14 protein-coding genes are annotated in these 26,536 nt (G+C 42.3%); 8 read left to right on the top strand and 6 right to left on the bottom strand.

The window, feature by feature from the left end; genetic code table 11:
- Both EU510_RS12180 and EU510_RS12175 read right to left on the bottom strand, forming a co-directional pair.
- The coding region (locus EU510_RS12180; protein WP_149593718.1) for a beta strand repeat-containing protein at positions 1-2,540 on the bottom strand (2,540 nt) is incomplete at its 3' end.
- A 16-nt stretch (positions 2,541-2,556) separates the two neighbouring features.
- Positions 2,557-11,037: an Ig-like domain-containing protein gene (locus EU510_RS12175; protein WP_149593717.1), complete on the bottom strand. Its 8,481-nt coding sequence runs from the start codon at positions 11,035-11,037 to the stop codon at positions 2,557-2,559.
- A gap of 238 nt (positions 11,038-11,275) precedes the next feature.
- Here EU510_RS12175 and EU510_RS12170 point away from each other — a divergent pair, with 238 nt between their 5' ends.
- From EU510_RS12170 to EU510_RS12155, 4 genes are all read left to right on the top strand, one after another.
- Positions 11,276-13,252 carry a TolC family outer membrane protein gene (locus EU510_RS12170; protein WP_149593716.1) on the top strand — a complete coding sequence of 659 codons (1,977 nt, stop codon included), beginning with the start codon at positions 11,276-11,278 and terminating at the stop codon, positions 13,250-13,252.
- A gap of 120 nt (positions 13,253-13,372) precedes the next feature.
- Positions 13,373-15,511, top strand: coding sequence for a type I secretion system permease/ATPase (locus tag EU510_RS12165; protein ID WP_149593715.1), 2,139 nt, complete (start codon positions 13,373-13,375; stop codon positions 15,509-15,511).
- A complete protein-coding gene (locus EU510_RS12160) occupies positions 15,508-16,929 on the top strand; it encodes an HlyD family type I secretion periplasmic adaptor subunit (protein WP_149593714.1) in 1,422 nt (473 codons plus the stop codon). Before EU510_RS12165 ends, EU510_RS12160 begins: the two co-directional genes overlap by 4 nt.
- A 22-nt stretch (positions 16,930-16,951) precedes the next feature.
- On the top strand, positions 16,952-17,539 hold the full coding sequence (locus tag EU510_RS12155) for a response regulator transcription factor (RefSeq protein ID WP_149593713.1): 588 nt from the start codon (positions 16,952-16,954) through the stop codon (positions 17,537-17,539).
- 22 nt (positions 17,540-17,561) lie between these two features.
- Here the strand turns inward: EU510_RS12155 and EU510_RS12150 are convergent, their stop codons facing one another.
- The 3 genes from EU510_RS12150 to EU510_RS12140 all read right to left on the bottom strand — a co-directional run bounded on the left by EU510_RS12150 (position 17,562) and on the right by EU510_RS12140 (position 20,825).
- On the bottom strand, positions 17,562-19,517 hold the full coding sequence (locus EU510_RS12150; protein ID WP_149593712.1) for a LapD/MoxY N-terminal periplasmic domain-containing protein: 1,956 nt from the start codon (positions 19,515-19,517) through the stop codon (positions 17,562-17,564).
- Positions 19,517-20,224, bottom strand: a complete 708-nt coding sequence (locus EU510_RS12145) for a transglutaminase-like cysteine peptidase (RefSeq protein ID WP_002961331.1) — start codon at positions 20,222-20,224, stop codon at positions 19,517-19,519. Before EU510_RS12145 ends, EU510_RS12150 begins: the two co-directional genes overlap by 1 nt.
- 142 nt (positions 20,225-20,366) lie before the next feature.
- Positions 20,367-20,825, bottom strand: a complete 459-nt coding sequence (locus EU510_RS12140; RefSeq protein WP_008168853.1) for an LPP20 family lipoprotein — start codon at positions 20,823-20,825, stop codon at positions 20,367-20,369.
- A gap of 132 nt (positions 20,826-20,957) precedes the next feature.
- On the opposite strand from EU510_RS12140, the gene EU510_RS12135 reads away from it, so the two are divergent.
- Entirely contained in the window at positions 20,958-22,151 is a 1,194-nt protein-coding gene (locus tag EU510_RS12135) for a flagellar assembly protein FlgT (RefSeq protein WP_149593711.1), read from the top strand.
- Here the strand turns inward: EU510_RS12135 and EU510_RS12130 are convergent.
- Entirely contained in the window at positions 22,148-23,047 is a 900-nt protein-coding gene (locus EU510_RS12130) for a LysR substrate-binding domain-containing protein (protein ID WP_149593710.1), read from the bottom strand. The two genes, EU510_RS12135 and EU510_RS12130, sit on opposite strands and share 4 nt — an antisense overlap.
- 113 nt (positions 23,048-23,160) lie before the next feature.
- Between EU510_RS12130 and EU510_RS12125 the strand changes: the two genes are divergently transcribed.
- The 3 genes from EU510_RS12125 to EU510_RS12115 all read left to right on the top strand — a co-directional run bounded on the left by EU510_RS12125 (position 23,161) and on the right by EU510_RS12115 (position 26,497).
- A complete protein-coding gene (locus EU510_RS12125) occupies positions 23,161-23,889 on the top strand; it encodes a glutathione peroxidase (protein WP_149593709.1) in 729 nt (242 codons plus the stop codon).
- 80 nt (positions 23,890-23,969) lie between these two features.
- Complete coding sequence (locus EU510_RS12120; protein WP_149593708.1) at positions 23,970-25,418, top strand: dihydrolipoyl dehydrogenase; 1,449 nt, start codon at positions 23,970-23,972, stop codon at positions 25,416-25,418.
- A gap of 146 nt (positions 25,419-25,564) precedes the next feature.
- A complete protein-coding gene (locus tag EU510_RS12115) occupies positions 25,565-26,497 on the top strand; it encodes an exopolyphosphatase (protein WP_149593707.1) in 933 nt (310 codons plus the stop codon).
- The last annotated feature ends 39 nt before the right edge of the window (positions 26,498-26,536 follow it).

Here is a 26,536-nt window from a genome sequence, read left to right as displayed (position 1 = left end):
ATTGTTGGCGTGCTGTTGTTCGTGGCGCCCACGGTATCCAGTGTCAATGTCGGTGCTAAGGTATCAAGGGTGCCTGATTGAACGGCGCCGCCGGTGTTTCCTGCCGCATCAGTAATACTGGCTTGCACGGTGTAGCTTCCATCCGGTAATTCAGGGCTGATTGCTTGCCATTCACCGTTTGCATCCACGGTGGCGGTGATTGGGTGCTCATCACCATTACTGTCGGTAATAACAATGTTTACAACGGTGCCTTCAGGCTCTGTTGAGGTACCACTAACAACTGGCATGCTGTCGTTGCCAAGGCCCAGTGCATCCACGGTGACAACCGGGGTGATGGTGTCCACATTACCACTGCTGTTTGCTGTGCTCTCATTGCCTGCAGCATCCGTAATACTGGCAACAACGCTAAAATCACCTTGCGCAAGCGCACCTGGAATCTCAATGTTCCAGTGGCCATCACTTTCAACGGTGGTGGTAATGGTTTGCACTATGCCGTCGCTGTCGGTGATAGTGAGTGTTACGGTGCCACCAATTTCATTACTGGTGCCCTGCAGCTCGGGTGTTAAATCACTAACATCGCCCACGTTTTGAATGGTGAGCGTTGGCGCTTGCGTGTCGATAGTGGTGGTTTCACTCACGGTGGTTTCGTTGCCTACGCTATCGCGTACGCTCACTTCAATCGTGCTTTCGCCTTCGCTTAGCGGTGTACTTGGTGTCGCACTCCAATCGCCATTTGCATCCACAAGCGCTGTGATGGTTTGTGGGTTGCCATCGCTGTCAGTCACCACAATAGTAACTTGCGCGCCTTCGCCCGCATCGCTCGTGCCGCTAATAACTGGGGTATTGCTATCGCTTTGTGCGTCAACCTCAACAGTAAGCGTGGGTGGTGTGTTATCAAAGTCGTCTGAGCTAATTGTTCGCGTGTTACCGGCTGCATCGGTGGCTGTGGCGATCACTGAGCCAACATCAAGTAACGATACATCCAGACCCACTAATGACCAATTGCCATCTGCATCTGTTGTGGTGGTGTATGTTGCACCAATCCCCCCGTTAACAAGCTGCTCGGTAATGGTAATTTCACTGCCTGCAGGCAAGTCAGACGTACCACTTAAAGTAACCAATAAACCAAGTTCAAACGTTGGCGTAAAGGCAAGCGCCGGTGGAGTAATATCCACTTCGCCACTGTCTGTACCTGTGCCGATATTGCCTGCTGCATCGGTTATGCTGGCGCTAACACTGTAGTTGCCTTCAGCTAAGTCAGTTGTTGGAGTGGCACTCCAGTTACCGTTGATATCTGTTTGTACGTCAATGGTTTGAACTGCATTCGCAGCGTCAGTAAACGTCACCGTGATGGTGCTGTTAGGCGCATCACTGCTGCCTGTCACTGTTGGGGTACTGTCGTTGGTGAGTGCTGGTGCATCCACGCTCACACTTGGTGCGGTGGTATCGATGTTACCGCTGCCAGTAATATCGTTGCTGTTACCCGCTGCATCGCTAATAGTCGCTTCGATGCTGTAAGGGCCTTCGGCCAATGCTGTCGGTACTTCCACTGAGAAGTTGCCATCAGCATCAACCGTGGTGGTGAACGTTTGCTCGGCCCCTAAATCATCCGTTACGGTGAAGCTGATCACAGTGCCCTCAGGGGCATCACTGGTGCCACTTAACGTTGGGGTGACGTCGTTACTTGAACCAGGGCTGGTTAACTCAAGTGTCGGTGCAATGGTATCTATTTCACCCGTGCCTGTGGCGGTGGTGTTGTTACCTGCCACATCTTCAACACTCGCGCTAATAGTGTATGCACCTTCTGCAAGTGCTACCGGTACAGGAATTGACCACGTACCATTAGCAAGTACGGTGGCACTCATGGTTTGCGCTACGCCGTTGCTGTCGGTGACAACAATAGTGACTTCACTGCCTTGCGGTGCATCGCTGGTACCTGCAATCGTTGGCGTAGTGTCGTTGCCTACACCGTTGTCGGTAATAACAAGGCTCGGGCCAGTAAGGTCTATCAGCCCTGTCTCGGTGGCACTGCCTATATTTCCTAGGCCGTCATCTACTTCGGCGGTGACCGTGTATTCACCTTCAGCTAAATCAGTTGGTGCATCAACGCTCCATACGCCACCGGTGACGGTCGTATCAACAGTCGTAATATTCCCTGCACTGTCTTCAAACGTTAAGCTGATGGTGGTGCCATCTGCTGCATCGCTTGTACCATTGATGGTTGGCGTGGTGTCGTTGGTGTCAACCAAGGCATTAATGCTAATGCTTGGTGCGGTAGTGTTTAGCGTCGCGGTTTCGCTTAATGTGGTGGTGTTACCTGCGCTGTCGCTTACGCTTGCTTCAATAGTAAGCTCACCATCAGTCAGTGCGTTTGGTACATCCGCTGACCAGCTGCCATCGGCTTGCACTGTCGCGGTGAACGTTTCTGTATTCTCTGCATCCGTGACGTTAATCGTTATAACCGTGCCTGCTGGCGCGTTCGATGTCCCGCTAATTGTTGGCGTGCTGTTGTTCGTGGCGCCCACGGTATCCAGTGTCAATGTCGGTGCTAAGGTATCAAGGGTGCCTGATTGAACGGCGCCGCCGAATTGTTGGCGTGCTGTTGTTCGTGGCGCCCACGGTATCCAGTGTCAATGTCGGTGCTAAGGTATCAAGGGTGCCTGATTGAACGGCGCCGCCGGTGTTTCCTGCCGCATCAGTAATACTGGCTTGCACGGTGTAGCTTCCATCCGGTAATTCAGGGCTGATTGCTTGCCATTCACCGTTTGCATCCACGGTGGCGGTGATTGGGTGCTCATCACCATTACTGTCGGTAATAACAATGTTTACAACGGTGTCTTCAGGCTCTGTTGAGGTACCAGTAATCACTGGCGTGCTGTCGTTGCCAAGGCCCAGTGCATCCACGGTGACGATTGGCGTAATAGTATCCACATTACCACTGCTGTTTGCTGTGCTCTCGTTGCCTGCCGCATCCGTAATACTGGCAACAACGCTAAAATCACCTTGCGCAAGCGCACTTGGGATTTCAACGTTCCAGTGGCCATCACTTTCAACGGTGGTGGTAATGGTTTGCACTATGCCGTCGCTGTCGGTGATAGTGAGTGTTACGGTGCCACCAATTTCATTACTGGTGCCCTGCAGCTCGGGTGTTAAATCACTAACATCGCCCACGTTTTGAATGGTGAGCGTTGGCGCTTGCGTGTCGATAGTGGTGGTATCACTCACGGTGGTTTCGTTGCCTACGCTATCGCGTACGCTCACTTCAATCGTGCTTTCACCTTCACTTAATGGTGTGGTTGGAGTGGCACTCCAATCGCCATTTGCATCCACAAGCGCTGTGATGGTTTGTGGGTTGCCGTCGCTATCAGTGACCACTATGGTCACTTGCGCACCCTCACCTGCGTCACTTGTGCCGCTTATGATTGGCGTGTTGCTATCGCTTTGTGCTGCAACATCAACCGTGAGTGTTGGCGGTGTGTTATCAAAGTCGTCTGAGCTAATTGTACGGGTATTACCGGCTGCATCGGTGGCTGTGGCAATCACTGAGCCAACATCCAGCAATGATACATCTAATCCGACTAATGACCAGTTGCCATCTGCATCCGTTGTAGTGGTATATGTTGCACCAATCCCCCCATTAACAAGTTGCTCGGTAATAGTAATTTCACTGCCTGCTGGCAAGTCAGACGTACCACTTAAGGTAACCAATAAACCAAGTTCAAACGTTGGCGTAAAGGCAAGTGCCGGTGGAGTTACGTCTACTTCGCCTGTATCTGTACCTGTACCTGTGTTGCCTGCAGCATCGGTGATGCTGGCGCTGACGCTATAATTCCCTTCGGCTAAATCAGTCGTTGGTGTCGCACTCCAGTTACCATTGGCATCGGTTTGTACATCAATGCTTTGAGTGGCATTTGCTGCATCTGTAAACGTCACCGTGAGGGTGCTGTTAGGTGCATCACTGGTGCCTGTCACTGTGGGCGTGCTGTCGTTGGTGAGTATTGGCGCATCCACACTCACACTTGGTGCGGTGGTATCAATGTTACCGCTGCCAGTAATATCGGTGCTGTTGCCTGCCACATCACTAATACTTGCTTCGATGCTGTATGGCCCTTCAGCCAATGCAGTCGGTACTTCCACTGAGAAGTTGCCATCAGCATCAACCGTGGTGGTAAAGGTTTGTGTATTGCCTTGATCGTCCACTACCGTGAAGTTAATAACGGTGCCTTCAACGGCATCGCTTGTGCCGCTTAACGTTGGGGTTACGTCGTTACTTGAGCCTGGGCTGGTAAGTGCAAGTGTCGGTGCAATGGTATCTATTTCACCAGTGCCTGTGGCCGTGGTGTCGTTGCCTGCCACATCTTCAATACTCGCGCTAATAGTGTATGCACCTTCTGCAAGTGCTTCCGGTACATGGATTGACCACGTGCCATTGGCTAATACGGTGGCGCTCATTGTTTGCGCTGTACCGTTGCTGTCGATGACAACAATAGTGACTTCACTGCCTTGCGGTGCATCGCTGGTGCCTGCAATCGTTGGCGTGGCGTCGTTGCCTACACCGTTGTCGGTAATAACAAGGCTCGGGCCAGTAAGGTCTATCTGCCCAGTCTCGGTGGCGCTGCCGATATTACCTAGGCCATCGTCTACCTCTGCGGTGACAGTATATTCGCCTTCGGCTAAATCAGCTGGTGCATCAACGCTCCATACGCCACCGGTGACGGTTGTATCAACAGTCGTAATATTCCCTGCACTGTCTTCAAACGTTAAGCTAATGGTGGTGTTATCTGCCGCACCGCTTGTACCATTAATGGTTGGCGTGGTGTCGTTGGTATCAACCAAGGCATTAATACTAATGCTTGGTGCAGTGGTGTTGAGTGTTGCGGTTTCACTTAATGTAGTCGTGTTGCCTGCGCTATCGCTCACGCTGGCTTCAATAGTAAGCTCACCATCAGTCAGTGCGTTCGGTACATCTGCTGACCAGCTGCCGTCGGCTTGCACTGTGGCGGTGAACGTTTCTGTATTCTCTGCATCCGTGACGTTAATCGTTATAACCGTGCCTGCTGGCGCGTTCGATGTCCCGCTAATTGTTGGCGTGCTGTTGTTCGTGGCGCCCACGGTATCCAGAGTCAATGTCGGTGCTAGGGTATCAAGGGTGCCTGTTTGAACGGCGCCGCCAGTGTTCCCTGCCGCATCGGTAATGCTGGCTTGTACGCTGTAGCTTCCATCTGGTAATTCAGGGCTGATTGCTTGCCAATCACCGTTTGCATCCACGGTGGCGGTAATTGGATACTCATCACCGTTGCTGTCGGTAATAACAATGTTTACAACGGTGCCTTCAGGCTCTGTTGAGGTACCACTAACAACTGGCATGCTGTCGTTGCCAAGGCCCAGTGCATCCACGGTGACAACCGGGGTGATGGTGTCCACATTACCACTGCTGTTTGCTGTGCTCTCATTGCCTGCAGCATCCTTAATACTGGCAACAACGCTAAAATCACCTTGCGCAAGCGCACCTGGAATCTCAATGTTCCAGTGGCCATCACTTTCAACGGTGGTAGTAATGGTTTGCACGACGCCGTCGCTGTCGGTGATAGTGAGTGTTACGGTGCCACCAATTTCATTACTGGTGCCCTGCAGCTCGGGTGTTAAATCACTAACATCACCTACGTTTTGAATGGTGAGTGTTGGCGCTTGCGTGTCTAACGTAATTGTATCTGTAACTGTTGTCGTATTACCGGCTTCATCAGACACACTCACTTCGATGGTGTTATCACCTTCATTTAAATCTGTTTGTGGCGTTACTTCCCAGTTACCATTTACATCTACTGTGGTGCTAAGTGTTTGTTCAACTCCATTTTCATCTGTAATAACAACCGTGATACTGGTACCAACGTCTGCATCACTAGTCCCTGAAATAGTAGGTGTTGAGTCATTAGTTACAGTATCAAAGTCAACGGTTAAGCTAGGACCTGATGTATCTATGTTACCGGTAGCCATAGTTGAAGCGCTATTTCCTGCAGCATCAGACACTTCAGCTTCTACAGAGTAATCTCCCGAGGCCAGCTCTTGAGAAAGCTCAACACTCCAATTACCATCGGCATCTGTTGTTGCGCTAAATGTGCGAACAACGCCTTGGGAATCAGTTACTGTCAAACTAATAGCAGTACCAGAAACCACACCTGTAGTGTTACCAGAAATAACCGGTGTTGTGTCATTACTTGTTTCTAGTTCATTTACTTGTATGGTTGGAGGCGTAATATCAATTACAGCATCAAGCTCTGCATTCGCAGTTCCACCACCTAGATCTGTTACTGTTGCACTAATTAAAATAGTACCCTCAGCCAAATCGGCAAGCGGAGTAACACTCCAGAGTCCGTTTACATCAACAGTTGTAATTAAATTGATTACTGCACCCGCAGAGTCAGTGATCTGAACTTCAACTTGAGAGCCAACTTGTGCATTAAAGGTATCACCATTAATTTGAGGTGTTTGATCGTTAGTTTCACCAATAACATCAACGGTAATAGTCAATGCGCTTGTATCAATTGTGCCTAAAGCACTTGCTGTACCTTCATTACCAGCGCTATCACTAATACTTGCATCTACAGAGTAGCTCCCTTCAGCTAAAGCCACAGGCACTTCAACAGTCCAACTGCCGTCTGCAATTACTTGTGCTGTAATAGTTTGAACTGCACCATTAGCATCAGTCACAGTTAAAGTAATAGTAGAACCAGCAGGCTCACCGCTAACCGTACCTGAAATGCTCGGTGTTGTATCACTCGTATCGCCTAGTGCATTAATAGTCACTATTGGTGCTGTGGTATCAACCTCTCCCGTTGTTGTGGCTGTGGTTTCATTACCTGCGTTATCGGTAACCGATACCTCAATGGTGAATTCACCCTCACTTAATTCATTGGGTACATCCACCGAAAAAGTACCATCGGCTTGCACTTCAGTGGTAATGGTTTGTGGGTTACCCGCTTCATCAGTCACAGTAATGGTAACAACGGTGCCCTCTGGCTCACCTGTTGCAGTGCCTGAAATTGTAGGCGTGGTATCGTTAGTATCACCTACTGGGTCGATTATCACTGATGGCGCAGCCGTATCCACTTCGCCAGTTGTGGTTGCTGTGGTTTCATTGCCTGCGGTATCGGTAACCGATACCTCAACGGTGAATTCGCCCTCGCTTAATTCATTAGTTACATCCACACTAAAGGAGCCATCAGCTTGCACTTCAGTGGTAATGGTTTGTGGGTTACCTGCTTCATCAGTGACGGTAATCGTAACAACGGTGCCCTCTGGCTCACCTGTTGCAGTGCCTGAAATTGTAGGCGTGGTATCGTTAGTATCACCTACTGGGTCAATAATAACTATTGGCGCGGCAGTATCAATTTCGCCGATAGTCGTTGCAATAGTTTCATTACCTGCGGTATCGGTAACTGATACTTCAACCGTAAATTCGCCTTCACTTAATTCATTTGGTACATCAACACTAAATGTACCATCGGCTTGCACTTCAGTGGTAATGGTTTGTGGGTTACCTGCTTCATCAGTGACGGTAATTGTAACAACGGTGCCTTCTGGCTCACTCGTTGCGCTGCCTGAAATAGTTGGGGTGGTGTCGTTAGTATCACCTACTGGATCAATAATAACTGTTGGTGCGGCATTATCAATAATGCCTGTAGTTGAAGCCGATGCTTCATTGCCTGCTGAATCTGTTACTGTTGCTGTAATAGTAAAGTCGCCTTCAGCAACAGCTTGAATTGCGCCGACTTGCCAAGTCCCATCTTCTGACACAACCGCCGTCAATGTTTGAGACTCACCATTTGCATCTGTAACTAAAACACTAACAAGGCTACCCGGTGCTACATCACTCGTTGTTCCGCTAAATGTAGGCGTTGTGTCGTTTGAATCAGCAAAATCATTTATTGTAACTAAAGGAGAGGTGGTATCAACTGAGCCTAATTGTGAATCTTGAGCTGCGTTACCCGCATTATCAGATACATTAGCAGTTACGGTAAAATCTCCCTCACTTAAAGCAGTTGGAATCTCAATACTCCAAGTACCATCAGCACTTATAGTAGTAACTAGCTGTTGCTCAGCCCCTAAACTATCGGTAATAATTAAAGTTACTTCACTGCCCGATGCTAATCCTTGGGTAGAGCCTGTAAGAGTAGGTGTTGTATCGTTTGTATCTGCAATATTGTTAATAGTCACACTTGGTGCAGTTAAATCAACCGTACCTGTAACAGTTGCAGTACTGCTATTGCCAGCAGTATCACTAACACTCGCTGTTACTGTGAAATCTCCTTCACTGAGATCTGCAACAATGTCCGCTGTATATGTACCATCGGCATTTGTCATTGTTGTGAGTGTTTGCTCATTCCCTTCGCTGTCAGTTATTACTAAGGTAACTTCTGTTCCTGCTGGTACATCAATTACGTTGCCACTTACTGATGGAGTTACATCATTCGTATCCTCGATAGGATTAATCGTGATTGCAGGATCTGTTAAATCAATTTCTCCAGTTTCACTTGCAGAAGCTGTATTACCCGCAGCATCAGTTACAGTTGCAATAACGCTAAACTGGCCTTCAACTAATTCATTACTTGCCTCAATTGACCAGCTTCCGTCAGCACCAGTAACTACTTGCACGGTTTCTGCTACACCATCGCTTCCTGTAAATGTAACGGTTACTACCGCACCAGGCTCTACGTCTTGGGTAGAGCCGCTAATTGTTGGTGTTGTATCGTTAGTATCAATAATAAAATTAATGCTTACAGTTAAATCTACATTACCTACAGTGCTTGCTTGCGCCTCATTACCTGAGTCATCTACTACTGCTGCAACTACTGTAAAATCACCTTCAGGTAAAGGCTGAGTCACTTGCGCACTCCAAGAGCCATCCTCTTGGGTCACTGCTAGTAATGTAAATGTGCTGCCATCGCTTGCAGTAATAGTTAAAGTGATGGTTGTACCTGCAGGCACATTACCGGTGTTACCACTTAAAAATGGAGTGGTATCGTTAGTATTAGCAATTGCATCGATTTGAATTGAGATAGGAGCAAACGTTATTTCACCGTTTGTTTGAGCAGATGCCTCATTACCCGCAGCATCTGATACTGACGCAGTTGCGGTAAATTCACCACCTGGCAAGATTTCATTAGCATCAACACTCCAAGTGCCATCTTCATTTAATAAAGTAGTTAAAGTTTGTACGTTACCATTAATATCGGTTACTAATACTGTAATAACAGAGCCCGCAGGAGCGTCTTCCACCCTACCTACAAATGTTGGTGTAGTATCGTTAGTATCAGCTATTGCAGTAACACTAATATCTGGGTTTGTTAAATCAACAACACCTTGGCTACTTGCTTGGGCTTGATTACCTGCAGCATCACTTACACTTGCATCAACCTCAAACTGCCCTTCAGCCAATGGCGTAGTTACGTCGATAGACCAATCCCCATCAGCGTTAGTTTGGGTTAATAATGTTTGAGTTTGTCCATCAAAATCGGTAATAACCACACTAATAACAGAACCAGCAGGAACATCTTGCGCGTTACCTGTAATAGTTGGAGTGGTGTCTTGAGTGTCGTTAATATTATTAATTTGTACCGAAGGCGCCGTTAAATCAATTACCCCTGCATCACTTGCTAATGCTAGGTTACCTACACTGTCGCTTACTTGTGCATCAACTGTAAAACCACCTTCAGGTAAAGGAGTCCCGACCTCTACACTCCAGCTTCCATCTTGTTGGGTTAAAGCCGTAAGTGTTTGAACTTGGCCTGCACTATCTGTAACCGTAATTGTCACTTGCGTGCCCTCAAGAACACCATTTGTTGTTCCAACAAGTGGTGGTGTTGAGTTATTTGTTTCATCAATTACATTTACTGTGATTACCGGAGCAGTTAGATCTACATTCGCTAAAGCCTGATCTATTGCCTGGTTTCCTGCTGCATCAACCGCAACTGCACTTACAGTAAACTCTCCCTCAGATAAAGGTGAGGTGGTAGTAATTACCCAATTTCCTTGAGCATCAACCTGAGTAACTATTGTTTGTACCGTACCTGCACTATCCGTTAACGTGACTAATACATTATCCCCAGTATTCAAACCAGATACTGTTCCTGTCACTGTCACTGTTTGCGAAGCAGAATCGGCAACAGGATCAATCGCAATAAGTGGAGCTGTTGTATCAACCTCAATTGAAATAGTGTCGTTTATAGGATTACCAACAGGATCTGTCGCTTCAACAACAACCGTTACAGGGCCATCAGCAATTGGTGTTGGTAGGGTTATTTCAAAGGTACCATCAGGGCCAATTACAACACTAACTACTTGAGAGTTTCCATCAACATCAGTTACCGTTACATTAACCGTTTCGCCAATTAAGTTTTCGCTCGTACCGGTGATTGTTGGTTGTGATGAGTTGGTAATACCTTGCTCATTAAGTGAAATAGAAGCAGTAGTTGAATCAGGCACAATACCGTCAGAGGTATCTCTTAAATTAAAAGCTTCAGTAGCGCCTTGATCAAAAGATGAATCAAAAGTAACACTACTAGGATCAACACTTTCAGAAATTCGGGTTAGCTGTACAAACGAACTGCCTCCATCTGCACCCGCAGCGTTACCGCCACCAGCGGCTGTTGCCTCTAAATTATCTAAAATGTCCCCATCACCTTCTAACGCATCTAAAAAATCTGTTACATCAGAATTAGCCGCTGTTGATGGGTTCTGCTCTGCCTCTAAATCTAAGCTTGCGATTGCTTCATCTAAACTTTCATCAAAAACAGTTGTTTCGCTAGAGTCTCTTGCTTCTTTAGCTAATAGGTCTGGTGTTATTTTTACCTTTTGATTTGCGGGTATAGATAAGGTTTCACCTTGCACATCTATTTGTAACGACGACTTAATAGCAGTAACAACTAAATCACCTACGGTAATAATGTCACCCACGTTTAAGGCTCTCACCGATCCATCATCTAACACAACACCCGCCGACCCCTGAATATCAATAACTACAAGTTGATTTGCTTCCATTTAGGTATCCTCAAACTTTTTAAAATAACAATCTAATAAATTAAAGGTAGAACAAAAAAAGCACATAGATACTGGACTCAAGTACAGGTTTAGAAAAAAAATTCAAAAATAAAAATCAACAAAAAAGTGGTAGAAATTTTTTTTCATGCTACCCGAAAAGATTACTTGCAAAATTAGCACTCCTTTACTAGATATTTAAAAGAGTATTTTCGGTCTTAACAGGATCTAAGAGGAAGAAATGATTATAAAAAACACTTTTAAAAAGCATCAAGGGACTATGTTAATCGGATTAGCGATTACAGCCGTAACTTTATCAAACTACGTGCATGCAAACGAACAATCAGCAATGCCACTTACATACGTCTCAAGTAAAGCGATTGAAAACAACCCTGAAGTACAAGAAGCATGGCATGCTTTTAAATCTTCTATTTATGGAGTAGATGCTGCACGTTCTGGTTATTTACCAAGTGTTGATGTATCAGCGAGCGCAGGATATGAAAGAAGAAATTATGGTATCGAAGAAGAATATAACCGTAATACAGCAGAGCTAAGTGTTACCCAAATGCTTTATGACGGTTTTAGAACATCTAATACAGTTGACCGTTTTAAACGTATTCAACTAATTAGATACTTTGAGCTTATTTCTCAAACAGAACAAACAGCCCTTGAAGCTTCTATTGCATTACTTGATGTACAAAAATTCAAAGAATTAGTACAACTTGCAGAAGCAAATTTACAAGAACATGAATCTGTATACCAACAAATCGAACAAAGCGTAAGCGCTGGTGTAGCACGCGCTGCCGACCTTGAACAAATTAGTGGACGTTTATCTTTAGCGCAATCTAATGTATTAACAGAGTACTCAAATTTACATGATGTAAGTGCGCGTTATTTAAGAGTTGTAGGTGAGCTTCCCTTACAAGAGATTAAACAAGCTGACCTCGATGAAAACAATATTCCTATATCGGTTAATCAAGCACTCGACGTTGCTTACAAAAATAGCCCTTCGTTTTACGCCTCTTTGTATAATATTGAAGCACAAAAAGCGAACGCAAAAGCACAAAAAGCAGCGTTTCATCCTAACGTAGATTTATCTGCCCGCTACGGTAGCCAAGATAGAGATGAACTTGGTCAAAATGAAACCAGAACAGAAGCGCGAGTCGGCATCGATATTAGCTATAATTTATATAATGGTGGTCTTGATAATGCCAATTTAGAACAAGCCTATCAGGATATAAACATTGCGAAATATCAACGCGACCAGTCCTGCATTGATATTCGTCAGAGTCTGCAAATTGCTTATTACAACGTTACTATATTAGAGCAAAAGTTACCGGCGCTTGATCAACACCGCGAATCATCAACTAAAGTTAAAATTGCATATAAGGATCAATTCGATATAGGCCAACGAACTCTACTAGACGTACTTGATGCCGAAAACGAATCATTTCAATCAACACGTTCATACATAGTCGCACTTTACGACCGCCAATCAGCTATTTTAACTATGCTAAAAGAAATGGGGAAATTACTGCCAGCACTTAACGTGATGTCAGATAAATATCCTACATTAAAAGAGCTAACTGACGACCCTATTGTTCATAACGCACAAAATATTTGTCCGAGTTACGATGTAGCAACCACCTTTAGCCGCAAGGCATTTCTTCAAAAAAAAGCTAAGCAAGATAATGCATACATGAGTGTAACGGCTATGCCAAGGTACTTAGATATACCGCTAGAAACCGACACGAGAGCAAGCAGCTTTACCGATGATGATGGTGACGGCGTACCAAATGAGCAAGACACTTGCCCAAGCACACCTTTAAGTACAAATGTAGATTTATCTGGTTGCACAATTTATAGCGCATCAACATCGAATATAGAAATTGGTATTCCTTTTTCTGCAGACTCAAGCGATGTGAGGTCTCAATATATTCAAGAAATTAGTCGGCTTGCAGATTTTTTAAAAGAGAACCCAACTAAACAGGTTGAAATACAAGGTCATGCTTCTTTGGATGGAGATCGAACATATAACCGCAAACTATCTGAAAAACGTGCGTTTGCCGTTGCTGAAATTCTAATTAAACAATTCGATATAAAACCAAAACGTGTTAAATCGTTCGGGTATGGCATCGATCAACCACGTGTAAACGAAATATCAGTAAGAGCAAATGCTGCGAATAGACGTATCGAAGCTGTAATTACTGATATCTAAGTCAATTAACGTTATGTACATAACCTAAACTCGGCTTGAAATATTTAAGCTAAATTTATTTCTCGAGTTTAGGTTTAGTAGTAACAACCGCATGCAGTTCTACATAACATTGGATGGTGTATGGAATTAAACGATGTACTTGATCATGGTGGCATCCTCGTTGACTGCCTAGCAGTTTTATGTCGTCATCATGGTAAAGAGTTTTCAAGAGAAGCACTATTAAATGGACTTCCTCTAACTGATGGAAATCTAACTCCATCAGGTTTTTCGCGCGCAGCAAAGCGCATTGGCTTTAAATCAAAAGTAGTTAATAAGCCACTACAAAAAATTAATACAGCACTGCTCCCTGCCATTTTAATTTTAAAAGATAACCAAGCCTGTGTTATTAATTCTATTGATTACGATAAACAGTTAGTGAGTGTAATTTACCCAGAACTTACAGAATCAGTTATCGAACAAAGCATTGATGAGTTAGCTGCTAACAGTGCAGGTTTAGTTATTTATGCTCAACCAGAGTTTGCATTTGATGAGCGAACACCTGTACTTGAAAAACTATCAAAAGACGGATGGTTTTGGGGAGTAATTAAAGAATGCCGCTCACTTTATAAAGACGTAATTATTTCGGCTGTTGCCTTGGGCTTTTTATCGGTTGCTATGCCTTTGTTTGTAATGAACGTATATGACCGCGTAGTGCCCAACCACGCAACAGAAACCTTATGGGTACTCGCTATTGGCATTTTAATAGCACTCACTGCTGACTTTGTTTTGCGTTTAGTAAGAGGCTACTTTGTAGAGCTTGCTGCCAGTAGAATAGATGTCAAAGTGTCGGCTGTAATTATGGAGCGAGTACTGGGGATGAAGCTAAAAAACCGCCCATCATCAGCAGGCTCATTTGCTAGTAATATTCAATCATTTGAAGCTGTGCGTAACTTTTTTAGCTCCATAACGCTTGTCGCATTAGTCGATTTACCATTCGTAGTTTTATATTTAATTGTTATCGCCATTATTGGCGTACCTCTAAGTTTACCTATTATAGCGGGTGCACTTATATTACTAGCTTACGCTATAGCCGCACACCGCAAACTTGAAGCTCTTTCAGAACAAACAATGAAAGCAAGCTCAATGCGAAATGCTGTATTAGTCGAAAGCTTAACCAATATTGAAGATGTAAAAAGCTTTCACTCAGAGTGTAAAACACAGTCTGTATGGGAAAAATCGACCATTTACATTGCACAAGTAAACGCACATAGCCGACTCGTTTCTAGCTCTATATCAAATACAGCATCATGGATACAGCAATGCGTAGGCGTGATAATAATGATAATAGGCGTACACCTCGTTATTGAAGGTGAGCTAACTCAAGGCGGGTTAATTGCAGCCTATCTATTATCGTCTCGTGCTATGGGCCCAATCGGTCAGTCGGCCGCTGTTTTAGCGCAGTATCATCATGCCGCAATAGCAATGCAATCACTGAACGAAATCATGGAAAAAGAGGTCGAGCGTCCACCTGGTAAGTATTGGTTAAGCCACCCTATTTTAAAGGGTGATATAGAATTTAAAGATGTATGTTTTAAATACTCTGACGAATCTCATAATGCGCTCAACGGTGTTAATTTTAAAATTAAAGCTGGTGAAAAAGTCGCCATTTTAGGACGTAACGGCTCAGGTAAAAGTACATTAGAAAAGCTTATTTTAGGACTATACGACCCTTGTTCAGGATCAATTTTGATGGACAATAATGATATACATCAAATTGACCCAGCTGAGCTTCGTCATAATATTGGCTACCTACCACAAAACGTTGCTCTTTTTTATGGAACCTTAAAAGACAACCTCACCATGAGTGCTTGGCATGCTAAAGACGAGCAAATTATTGAAGCCTGTGAGCGAAGCCAATTATTTGACTTAATTAATTCGCACCCAGACGGATTTGATTTACAAGTAGGTGAACAAGGTCGTCAATTATCAGGTGGGCAGCGCCAAGCTGTAGGTATGGCAAGAGCCATAATTAATGACCCTCCAATACTATTACTAGATGAGCCAACCTCATCACTAGATCATAATAGTGAAAGTAAAATTATTAACAACTTAAAGGGTTATTCTAAAGATAAAACCTTAATCGTAGTGACTCACCGCTCATCATTACTTGAGCTTGTTGACCGTATTATAGTTTTAGATAACGGAAAAGTAGTTGCTGATGGACCAAAACAAAAAGTAATTGCAGCGTTAAATAATAAAACAGTGGAGCAAGCCTCATGAGTGACAATAAAAAACCACTTGAACAACGCTCCTTTGAATCGGTTAGCAAAGCAATAGAAGCTAGAAAAAAAGGCAAGCCATCAATATTTAATAAACTATTTAAAGGATGGATTTCACCGCCAAATAGCCAAGATTGGGTAGTCGATGCGCAGTGGGAAAAAATGCAACAGGAGCCAGCAAGCGCTAGGTTATTGCTCTATTTAATTTGTTTAACGTTTATATGCCTTATTGTGTGGTCTGGCTTTGCTAATTTAGATGAAGTTGCTCGTGGTGAGGGGCGTGTTATTCCCTCAAATAAATTACAGCTTATTCAATCTTATGATGGTGGTATGGTCGAAAAAATAAATGTAAAAGAGGGGCAAATAGTAAACGAGGGTGATGTACTCATTAAAATAGACCCTACCCGCTTTATTTCTAGCTTTAGAGAAAACCAATCCAAAGTTGAGTCGTTAAGTGCAAAAGTAGCAAGACTCAGAGCACTCACTCAAAAAAAGGAGCTCGTATTTAGTGAATCTGTTATCAAAAATGCGCCTAGAGTGGTGCAACATGAGCGTTCTCTTTATTTGAGTAACAGCCAAGAATTAGAGCAACAAGTAAGTATTCACAAACGCCAACTAGAGCAGCGACACCAAGATTACATTGAAGCCAAAGCGGCACTTGAACAGCATACAAGTGCGCTGCGCTTAACAAACAGAGAGCTCTCTGTTACTCGACCCCTGTTACGTACGGGCGCTATTTCAGATATAGATATCATTCGTTTAGAGCGCCAAATAGTTGATTTAAAAGGCGAGATAAATAGAACTAAAGCAGTTATAAATAGGAGCCTTTCGGCCATTAACGAAGCTAAGAATAAAGTAACCGAAGTTGAACTCGTTATGATTAACCGTTGGAACAATGAACTATCTGAAGCGCTACTTCGACTAGATTCAATTAAAGAAACTGAATCTGGCTTGGCCGATAAGGTAACTCAAACTGAAATACGTTCTCCTGTTAAAGGCACTGTGCAGCGGTTATTAGTTAATACTGTTGGCGGTATTTTACAGCCAGGTAGTGATGTTATGGAAATTGTCCCGCTTGACGACCAACTTGTTGTAGAGGCCAAAATTCCACCTAAAGACATTGCATTTTTACGCCCTGGGCAATCTGCGATGATAAAGTTTAGTGCCTACGACTTTGCCGTATATGGAGGCCTTGAAGCAGAGGTTTTACATATTAGCGCCGATACAATTACAGACGACCGTGAGAACACCTTTTATTTGGTGCAACTAAAAACCACCAAAAATAACTTTTCAAAAGAACTGACTATTATTCCAGGAATGACCACTCAAGTGGATATTATTACCGGTAAAAAAACCGTACTTGAATATCTTTTAAAACCAGTTCTTAGAGCTACATCGCAAGCAATGACAGAGCGTTAAGCATTTAATAAACGGAGATATAATGCGCCAAAGTATTTTTATTACACAGCCTGAATTTGAATCGAAGCACTGGCATGCAGCGTTTCCTGGTTGTTTAATATGCACAAAAGAACCAAACAGGGTAACGGCATCAAGTATTATTTGGATTTTAGCCGGCACACCGAACTGGCTTGAGCTCGTTAAAAAGTATTCGCAACAACGTTTACTCGTTATTGTAATGACCAACGAACTAGACATAAATCAATTAAGGAGTGCGCTTGAAGCAGGCGCTAGAGGATACGTAGAAGCACTCGCCACTAAAATAATTATTGAACAAGTACTTGAGACAATTTGTTCTGGCGGAATATGGTTACCAGGACAATTACTATCTAATTTGGTGGGAGCTTTATCAAATACACCGTTTAAATATGCGAGCACATGCGAGCTTGATCTACTCACAAAACGAGAACGCCAAGTAGTTGATATTGTTGTAACAGGTGCTACTAATAAGCAAGCTGCAGAATCTTTAAATATTACAGAGCGAACAATTAAAGAGCATATGGGTTCTATATTTAATAAGCTAAAAGTACGCGACCGCATCCAATTAATGTTAGTTGTAAAAGGGCATTAACCGCACGGTTAATGCCTACTACTTACTCTTTAATAACCCCATCAAAGCCTAAGTTAATAAGTGTATCGAGGTCATCTTGACTTGTTACACCTTGAGCCACCACTTTAATACCAATAGAGTGAGCTAACGTACACACTCCTCGCAAGAATGTTTGGTTATCTTGGCTATAACTAATATTGTGCCCATAAACGCTATCAACCTTAATCATTTCAAGCCCAAACTCCTGAATTTTTTCAATTTTAGTAAACTCAGGGCCTACACGTTTTAACGCCACCTTAGCGCCCATACTTCTTACATCTTCACAGAAACCTTTAAATATTTTAATTTCGCTAACAGCAATACTTTCTCGTATATCAAAGCAGATTTTAGAAGCTAAATCAGGAAATGCCGACAGATAGGTAAGGATTGAAGCAAGCGCAGCATCATCAAGTAATGTTTGAGCAGACAATTCAACCGAAACCTGTTCAGTCGGTGGCTCCATACTATACTGAGCAACCAACGCCTTAATTAATCCCCAATCTAAACGTGCTAATAACTTTAAGCGATTAGCCCATTGGTAATAATAACTTGCCCGATATACTTGCCCGCCAAGCTCTAGGCTCAGTCCTAATTGATTTTGCATCAACTGCCCCGTAAAACTCGTTACTGGGTATGTGTTAATTTCTAGCGCTTTGTTATCTAGAGCTTCTTCTATTGCATTTTGCCAACTTGTTGCATCATCAAATAGCTCGCTTTTTTGTTTATTGTCACTTACTTTTGCTTGAACACCAGGTTTATTATCAGCTGATTTTAATAACTCATCTGCGCGTTTCAATACATCAAACCGTGTGTCATCTTTTTGGATGTAAGTGCAGCTATGCGGTATAGCTAATTCAATATTTTTATACTCTTCAATAAAAGATTCATGAAGCCTAACTACTTTTTCACTCAATACCTCAATATCATCAGTATCACTAAACAGTACAGTAAAGTCATTATGTGATATTCGGGCTATGTAGTTTTCTGAAAAGTGTGCTTCATTTGATTCTAAAAACTCGATTAAAACCTGCGAAAAACGACGTAAAAAATTAACCATTTCTACACGGCTAATTTGTTCGCTCATTTTATCTAGGTTTACAACTCGAAATAAAAATAAGGCGCCATGGGCATGATCTTTCGATTTTTGTAAGTGGGCCTCAAGCGTTGCACCAAAGTATTCTCTATTTGCTAAACCAGTTAGCTCATCATGTTGTGATTTAAATCTAAGCTCTTCTAAACGTTTACTATCTTCTTTAATAATACGACTAAAACGGGTAGATAATTGGTTCATAGACTGCACTAAACGTGCAAACTCAAATGTACGTGGGACGCTCGATTTAATAAAACGTTTTTCACCAAATGCATTAGCCTGATACACAACATCATCTAGTGGTTTTAATATTCTACTTAAAAAGTAAGCACTAACTATACAAGCAAAAAAAGCGACAATTAAAAAACTAAAAAACAGTTTAAGTGCACTTTCCCATAAGGCTTGCTCAGCATATTGACTGTGGCTTTCTATAAACAAAGTACCAAATTGCTGCCAACCATTATTTACTTGCCCAACCCCTGGTTGAACATTTAATCCATACATTGCCCTAAACCACTGTGGGGCCGTTGCTTTAAGCTCATCGGTAAATATGCGTTTAACAATTACCTCACCATTAGGGTCTTGTAGTTCTATTCGTTTATAATGACCGGTATCAAATGTGGCTGAAACTAATAATTCAAGCTCAACGGGGTCTTTATCTAATTGACTGATCATCAACGCTAGTGAGCTGGCGTTATCTACATTTTTTAAATACAACTGGGTCGAAAAGTAACTTTTAGCCGAATTAGTACTAATCAGAACACTACTTATAAAGCCCACAAAAATAACAATTAGTAATGCAATCCATAGCTCTTGTCTGAGTGTTATTTTTCGTTTTTTAAGATACTTAGATAAGGAAAATGATGCCATTACCACATAACTCCTTCTTTGGTTGTCTGCTCCAAAATTTTACGCCAGCGTGAAAGTCTTGCTGTTGGGCTGGCTACACTTTTGGTTGAATTATTAGCCCATAAACCTTGACTGTTAAAGCTAAAAACAGGGCTTAAATCTACACGTTTTGCAGCAGGTAAAACCTTTGTTATTAAACTGTCTAAAATGAGTGGCTGAGCGTTTGGTGTAGCAAAATAACCTAACACCATATGTGCTTGCGTTTTGTTAGTGCCCGCAATTTTTGCTTTTACATAAATAAGGCGTAACTTGTCGTCGCTCACACCTAACGCTCTTAAGCTGATATATTTTGCTATTGCGTAATCTTCACAATCACCGAGGCCCCTGCCTAATGTTTCTAAAGGGGTTGCCCAATAATCGTTTTGTTTCCAAAGCAAAATATCTGTTTGATAGCGCAAATTACGCGCAAAAAAATCATTAACAATAAGAATTTGTTGTTGCTCTGGCTTGTTTTGAGTTTGCACCAACATGCTTTGCCAGTTGCGAGCAACTGCCGCTCGCGCAGGCCCGTATTTTTGACCCATGAGCTCTATAAAGGTATTAAATTGAATAGTTAGTCGGCTTGCAAGCACACCACTGGAGAGTACAAAAAACAACAATAGGTAGCGCAAATTGGCTTTGCACCATATAAATAATTGAGGATTTAAATGACTTGGCTTAATCGCCATTTACAGAGCCACTGTTAATATAAGTGGCAATAAAATACATCTGTTGAGCACTACACAATCTGCTTAAAATTAATCCTAACAACAGCATAGCACTCAATATAGGAGGATGAGATATTTTGAATAACTTTTTTAATAAACGTTTTTAGTAGTACGTTACCTTTTTAACTTCACGAGGCTTTACTTCACCTATGTATAAATCGTGCACACGCTTCATATTAAGCTCAAGCTCGGTCACGTAAGTGTCATCTACTGCGTAAGTTTTAATTATTTGTGCACCTTTAATAAGCCCCTGCACTTTACTTTCTAGGTAATCGTCTTGAGCAATTGAGCCTTCCACTGTTGTTCCTGCGGTAATTTTTTGCCCATATACTTGCTCAGTAAGCTCGCGATAAGCTTCAAGCTTAGAAGCCTTAATTGCCATAAGTTGCTTTTGCGACGCGTTAGCGCCTTTTTGTAAGCTAATAGGTGCATACCCTATCGCTTTTAAAACAGGGTAATTATTTGGCTCTACATATTTATATTCAACATGCTTATCAAAAACGCTGCTACAACCACCTAAGGTTAAACACCCAAGTGTAATAAGTAATGAAATTGCTCGCATAGCATCTAGCCCTTGTATAGTAATTAGCAGTACATATGCACGTTTAATGCCATTTACTAATAATTACCAAATAACATTGGTACAGTCCTTGCTCTACCTAGTTAATAGCTAACGTTTAATTGGAGTTAAAGTATGAAGTCGTTTTTATCATTGGCATTTGCAGGATTAAGTGTAACGGCATTATTAACCTTCTCCCCTTTTACTAAAGCACAGTGGTATGAATCAACGGGCCATGCGAACGTTCAAAATGGTGATACGAGCGCGGCTAAATCTGCCGCTATAAAAGATGCTATAACACAGGCGTTAGTATTCTCTGGCGCACGAGTTAGCTCTGTGCAAACCCTGGTAGATGGCGTGTTAATGCAAGATCAGCTAAAAATTAGCAGCCACGGCGAAATTCAAAAAATTGAACTGATCAGCGAAAATAAATACGACAATAAATTTGCCGTTACATTACGACTCGATATTTTTTCTCAAACAGAGCAATGTCCACAAAATAGTTTTAATAAATTTGTGGCCGTTACACAAAGCCAACTTGTTCATCGTGAACACGCTAAAATGGGTCAAATATTTGACGTAAGCAAAGCGATTAGTAAAAATATTTTTACCTCCCTGCAAAAATCAAAAATGAGCGCAGTACCTATTGCTTACTATAATAATGCAATAAGCGTTGATAAATACTTTTCGCAGCAGCACGACTATTCAAACGCTCAATTAGAAGAAATATCTTCGCGCAGTAACGCTCAATATGTTCTGCTTAGCCAAATAACCAGCCTTTCGACTAGCGACAAACTCAATAACGATTATGCATTTTGGCAAGACGAAGCTTATGAGCGCAGTTACAACATTGAGTTTGCACTGTTTGATGGCACTACCTATGAGCAACTTTGGCAAAATAGTTACCATACTCAAGCCATTTGGCCATTTGAAAAAACAACCATAGTTGATGTTAATAGTGATAGATTTTGGCAATCCCCTTATGGGCAAAGCATAACCGATATCAACCAATCAGTAAGTTATGACATTCAAGCAGCCATGGCGTGTTTGCCAACTCAAGGCAAAATAATGCACATGGAAAATAGCAAAATAGTTATTAACTTAGGTAAAGCTCATGGGTTAAAAAAAGGCCAAATGCTGAGCATTGCGCACCATAACTATTTAACCGACGCGGCTGGTAATGTTATGCCGCACACCATCACCACGCTTAATAAAATTCGCGTTGAGCAGCTTTATCAGCAAACCGCAGTAGCCGTTAGTATTGACAGTAAACCGCTACCTGGCGTACAAATTAACGATGTAGTAGAAATAATCAGCCAAGATCTTTAGAGTTTTTTACTCAATTTAGCTTTTAAATTAGGGTGAGCCGATAACCACTCGCCCAATTGTTCTACACCAGATAAATGCGGATAATGCTTTCTACATGCAAACACCACATTACGCTGCTGATTAGGGAATATAGGCAAGTAATCAATCCCTACACGGTCGGTACATGCCAGCTTTGGTACAAATGTAATACCGTCATCCATGGCCACTAACGCTAATAATGTTTCTAAACTATTACCTTTATACTGGTTAGATACATCGACTCCTGCAGAAAAACAAAACTTTTGGGCTTGATCTTTAAAGCAATGGCCATCACTTAACATTAATAGGCTGCATCCTTGAAGATCGCTCAACGCCACTTTTTTATGCTTAGAAAGCGCGTTATCTTGTGATACTGCTACTAAAAAATCCTCTTTGTATAGAGCAACCGTATGGTAATTAATAAGCTCTGGCACATCGGCTAAAATAGCAAAGTCGAGTTCGCCGTTGTTTAAAGCTTCTAAAATTGTTGCTGTTTGCATCTCAATAAACGAAAACTGACTATTAATAAATGCCGCTTTCATTGATGTTAATAACGCAGGCAACAAGTAAGGCGCAATGGTAGGAATAATACCAATAGTTATTTTACCTTGGAGAGGCTCATTAGAAGTAGCAGCAAGTTCTTTGAGTATTTGCGTTTGTTCTAAAATAATCTCTATTTGTGTCAACAAACGTTCACCTTTTGCTGTTAAGGTAACTTGCTTGGTTGAACGATCAAACAAAGTAACGCCAAGCTCATTTTCGAGTTTTTTTACTTGGCCACTTAATGTAGGCTGGCTTACAAAACATGCATCGGCAGCTTTGCGAAAATGTTTATATTGCGCTATTGCTTTTACATATTCAAAATCTTTTAAGTTCATATTCAGCTCCACATGATAGTTTATAACTATCAGTTTAATACAAACAAACGATTGGAACTATATTTAATTATTCACCATAATGGCTATCAACAAATCAAGAGGAACAAAAAACTATGTTAAACAATATCGAAGGTCAAACAGTCCCAAGTGTTACATTTGCAACTCGTCAAAATAACGAATGGAAATCAGTAACAACAGATGACATTTTTAAAGGTAAAACGGTTGTAGTGTTTTCACTACCTGGTGCATTCACACCAACATGTTCATCAACTCACTTACCACGTTACAACGAATTAGCGGGCGTACTTAAGCAAAACGGCGTTGACGAAATTGTATGTTTATCAGTAAACGATACCTTTGTAATGAACGCATGGGCTGAACATCAAGAAGCGCAAAACATTACTTTATTACCAGACGGTAACGGCGAATTTACTGACGGCATGGGCATGTTAGTAGACAAAAACGACCTAGGCTTTGGTAAACGTAGCTGGAGATACTCTATGCTGGTTAAAGATGGCGTGATTGACAAAATGTTCATCGAGCCAGATTTACCAGGTGACCCGTTTGAAGTATCTGACGCAGACACAATGCTTGATTACATCAACCCTAAGCAAGCTAAACCAGAACCAGTAAGCATCTTTACTAAACCTGGCTGTCCTTTCTGTAAAAAAGCGAAAGAGCTTCTTGCAGAGAAAGGCTTCGCATATGAAGAGATTGTTATGGGTGCAGGCGCATCACTTACGAGTCTTAAAGCTGTATCTGGTCGTGACACTGTTCCACAAATATTCATTGGTGGTAAACACATCGGTGGTTCAGATGACTTAGAAAAATACTTTGCTTAATTAATAAGTAAATTAAATACCTAACGTTACTAGGTAAAAAATAGGGGCTTTTATGCCCCTATTTATTAGAGGAAAATACTATGAAAGAATTGCAAACCGATGTTGTTGTTATAGGTGCTGGCACTGCAGGTTTAAGTGCATACCGTAACGCTAAACAGTTCACACAAAACGTATTAATGATCGAATCAGGCCCATACGGCACAACATGTGCACGTGTTGGTTGTATGCCAAGCAAATTATTAATTGCCGCAGCTGAGGCTGCTCACTCAATTGAAATGGCACCTGCATTTGGTGTACACAGCTCAAAACCTGAAATTGATGGCAAAGCAGTAATGGCGCGTGTTAAAAGTGAACGAGATCGCTTTGCAGGATTCGTAGTAGAAGCCGTAGATGAGCTACCTGATGTTGATAAAATTCGTGGTTACGCTAAATTTTTAGACACAAACCGCGTACAAATAGACGACCATACAATTATTACAGCAAAACGCTTTGTAATTGCCACCGGTTCACGCCCTTCATACCCTGGCGTATTTAATAACTTTGGCGACAAACTTATTATAAACGACGACGTATTTGATTGGGATGACCTACCAGAATCAGTCGCTGTATTTGGCCCTGGTGTAATAGGTCTTGAAATTGGCCAAGCACTTAGCCGACTAGGCGTAAATGTAAAACTATTTGGTGTAGGCGGCGCAATTGGCCCACTTACAGATCCAGTCGTAAAAGACTATGCAAATACTGTTTTTGCTGAAGAATTTTTTGTAGATACCGACTCAAACGTATCTGACATGATGCAAGTTGGCGACAAAGCACAGCTAACTTACACCGACAAACAAGGTGAAAAACACACCGAACAGTTTGACTACGTACTTGCAGCCACAGGCCGAGTACCTAACGTAGATAAACTAGGCCTTGAAAACACAGGCATTGAACTTGATGAACGCGGCGTACCGCACGCAGACACACATACAATGCAGTGTGGTGAGTCAAACATATTTATAGCAGGCGATGCGAGTAACATGCTACCACTGCTACACGAAGCATCTGACCAAGGTGCTATTGCAGGTCAAAATGCAGGGCGCTTCCCAGATGTACGTATAGGTCTGCGCAGAGCAAAAATTGCAGCTGTATTTAGCGACCCACAAATAGCAATGGTAGGCGAAAGCTACAAGCAAATTACTGACCGATTAGGCCCATGCGGTTGTTTTGAAGTCGGCGAAGTCAGCTTTGAAAACCAAGGCCGTAGCCGAGTAATGCTTAATAACAAAGGTCATATGCGTGTGTATGCAGAGCAAGGTACAGGCTTATTTTTAGGTGCAGAATTTATTGGCCCACAAGCCGAACACATTGCTCACTTACTAGCATGGGCTGTACAAAACAAAATGACTGTACCAGAAATGCTTGATATGCCATTTTACCACCCAGTCATTGAAGAAGGGCTACGTACCGCCCTTCGCGACTTAAACGCCAAACTTAAATTTGGCCCAGACATTGTAAATTCATGTATGGAATGTGGTCCAGGCGCATAACCTATTTACTACACATACAAACTTGCTAAGTAAAAGCCAAAACTAACGTTTTGGCTTTTTTTTATAATTTTTTTAAGCTGACCTCTCAAAAAAAAATTTAGCTGTTACACTTAATTGATAATTCAATTAAAAAAGATGGAATAGCTATGCCCAATAATAAATTTAGACTAGTCACTCGCAGCGATTTTGATGGCTTAGTTTGTGCCGTATTGCTTAAAGACTTAGACCTAATTGACGATATTTTATTTGTTCATCCAAAAGACATGCAAGATGGTAAAATAGACATTACCGAAAACGACATTACCACCAACCTCCCCTATGTTGCAGGCTGTCATATAGCATTCGATCATCACCTTAGCGAAACCGTACGTAACTCAAGCGACTTAAAAAATCATATTATTGATCCAAAAGCCCCATCAGCAGCTCGCGTAGTGTACGACTACTATGGCGGCGCTGAAAAACTTCCAAATATTTCTGTTGAAATGATGGACGCGGTAGACAAAGGCGATGCTGCTCAGTTTTCAAAAGACGAGATATTAAACCCAACCGATTGGGTCTTAATGAACTTTATTATGGATGCGCGAACTGGACTTGGTCGTTTTCGCGAGTTTAAAATTTCAAATTACCAATTAATGATGAAACTGATTGATGCGTGTAAAGATCAGAGCATCGAAGAAATCTTACAAATGGAAGACGTAGCCGAGCGTGTTGCTTTATATAACGAGCATAACGAAAAAGCTAAAGAGCAAATTTCTCAATGCGCTACCGTCCATAAAAACTTAGTAGTCCTTGATTTAACTCAAGAAGAAATTATTTACGCCACAAACCGATTTGTTATTTATGCAATGTACCCCGACTGTAATATCTCGATTCATAAAATGTGGGGCCTTAAAAAGCAAAACGTAGTGTATGCCATAGGTAAATCAATAACTAACCGCAGTTCAAACACCAATGTTGGTGAACTGTGCCTTAAATACGGCGGCGGTGGCCATTTAAATGCAGGGACTTGCCAAGTAGAAACAAGTAAATCTGAAGCCGTGCTTAGTGAGTTAATCGATAAAATTACAAGTGATGGTTAATATTAACTTACAATAACCAGAGTCATATAATAGCTCTGG

The sequence above is a fragment of the Pseudoalteromonas sp. FUC4 genome (genome assembly GCF_008370255.1).
In the GTDB taxonomy this organism is placed as follows: domain Bacteria; phylum Pseudomonadota; class Gammaproteobacteria; order Enterobacterales; family Alteromonadaceae; genus Pseudoalteromonas.
This window is presented reverse-complemented; position numbering and strand designations above follow the sequence as displayed.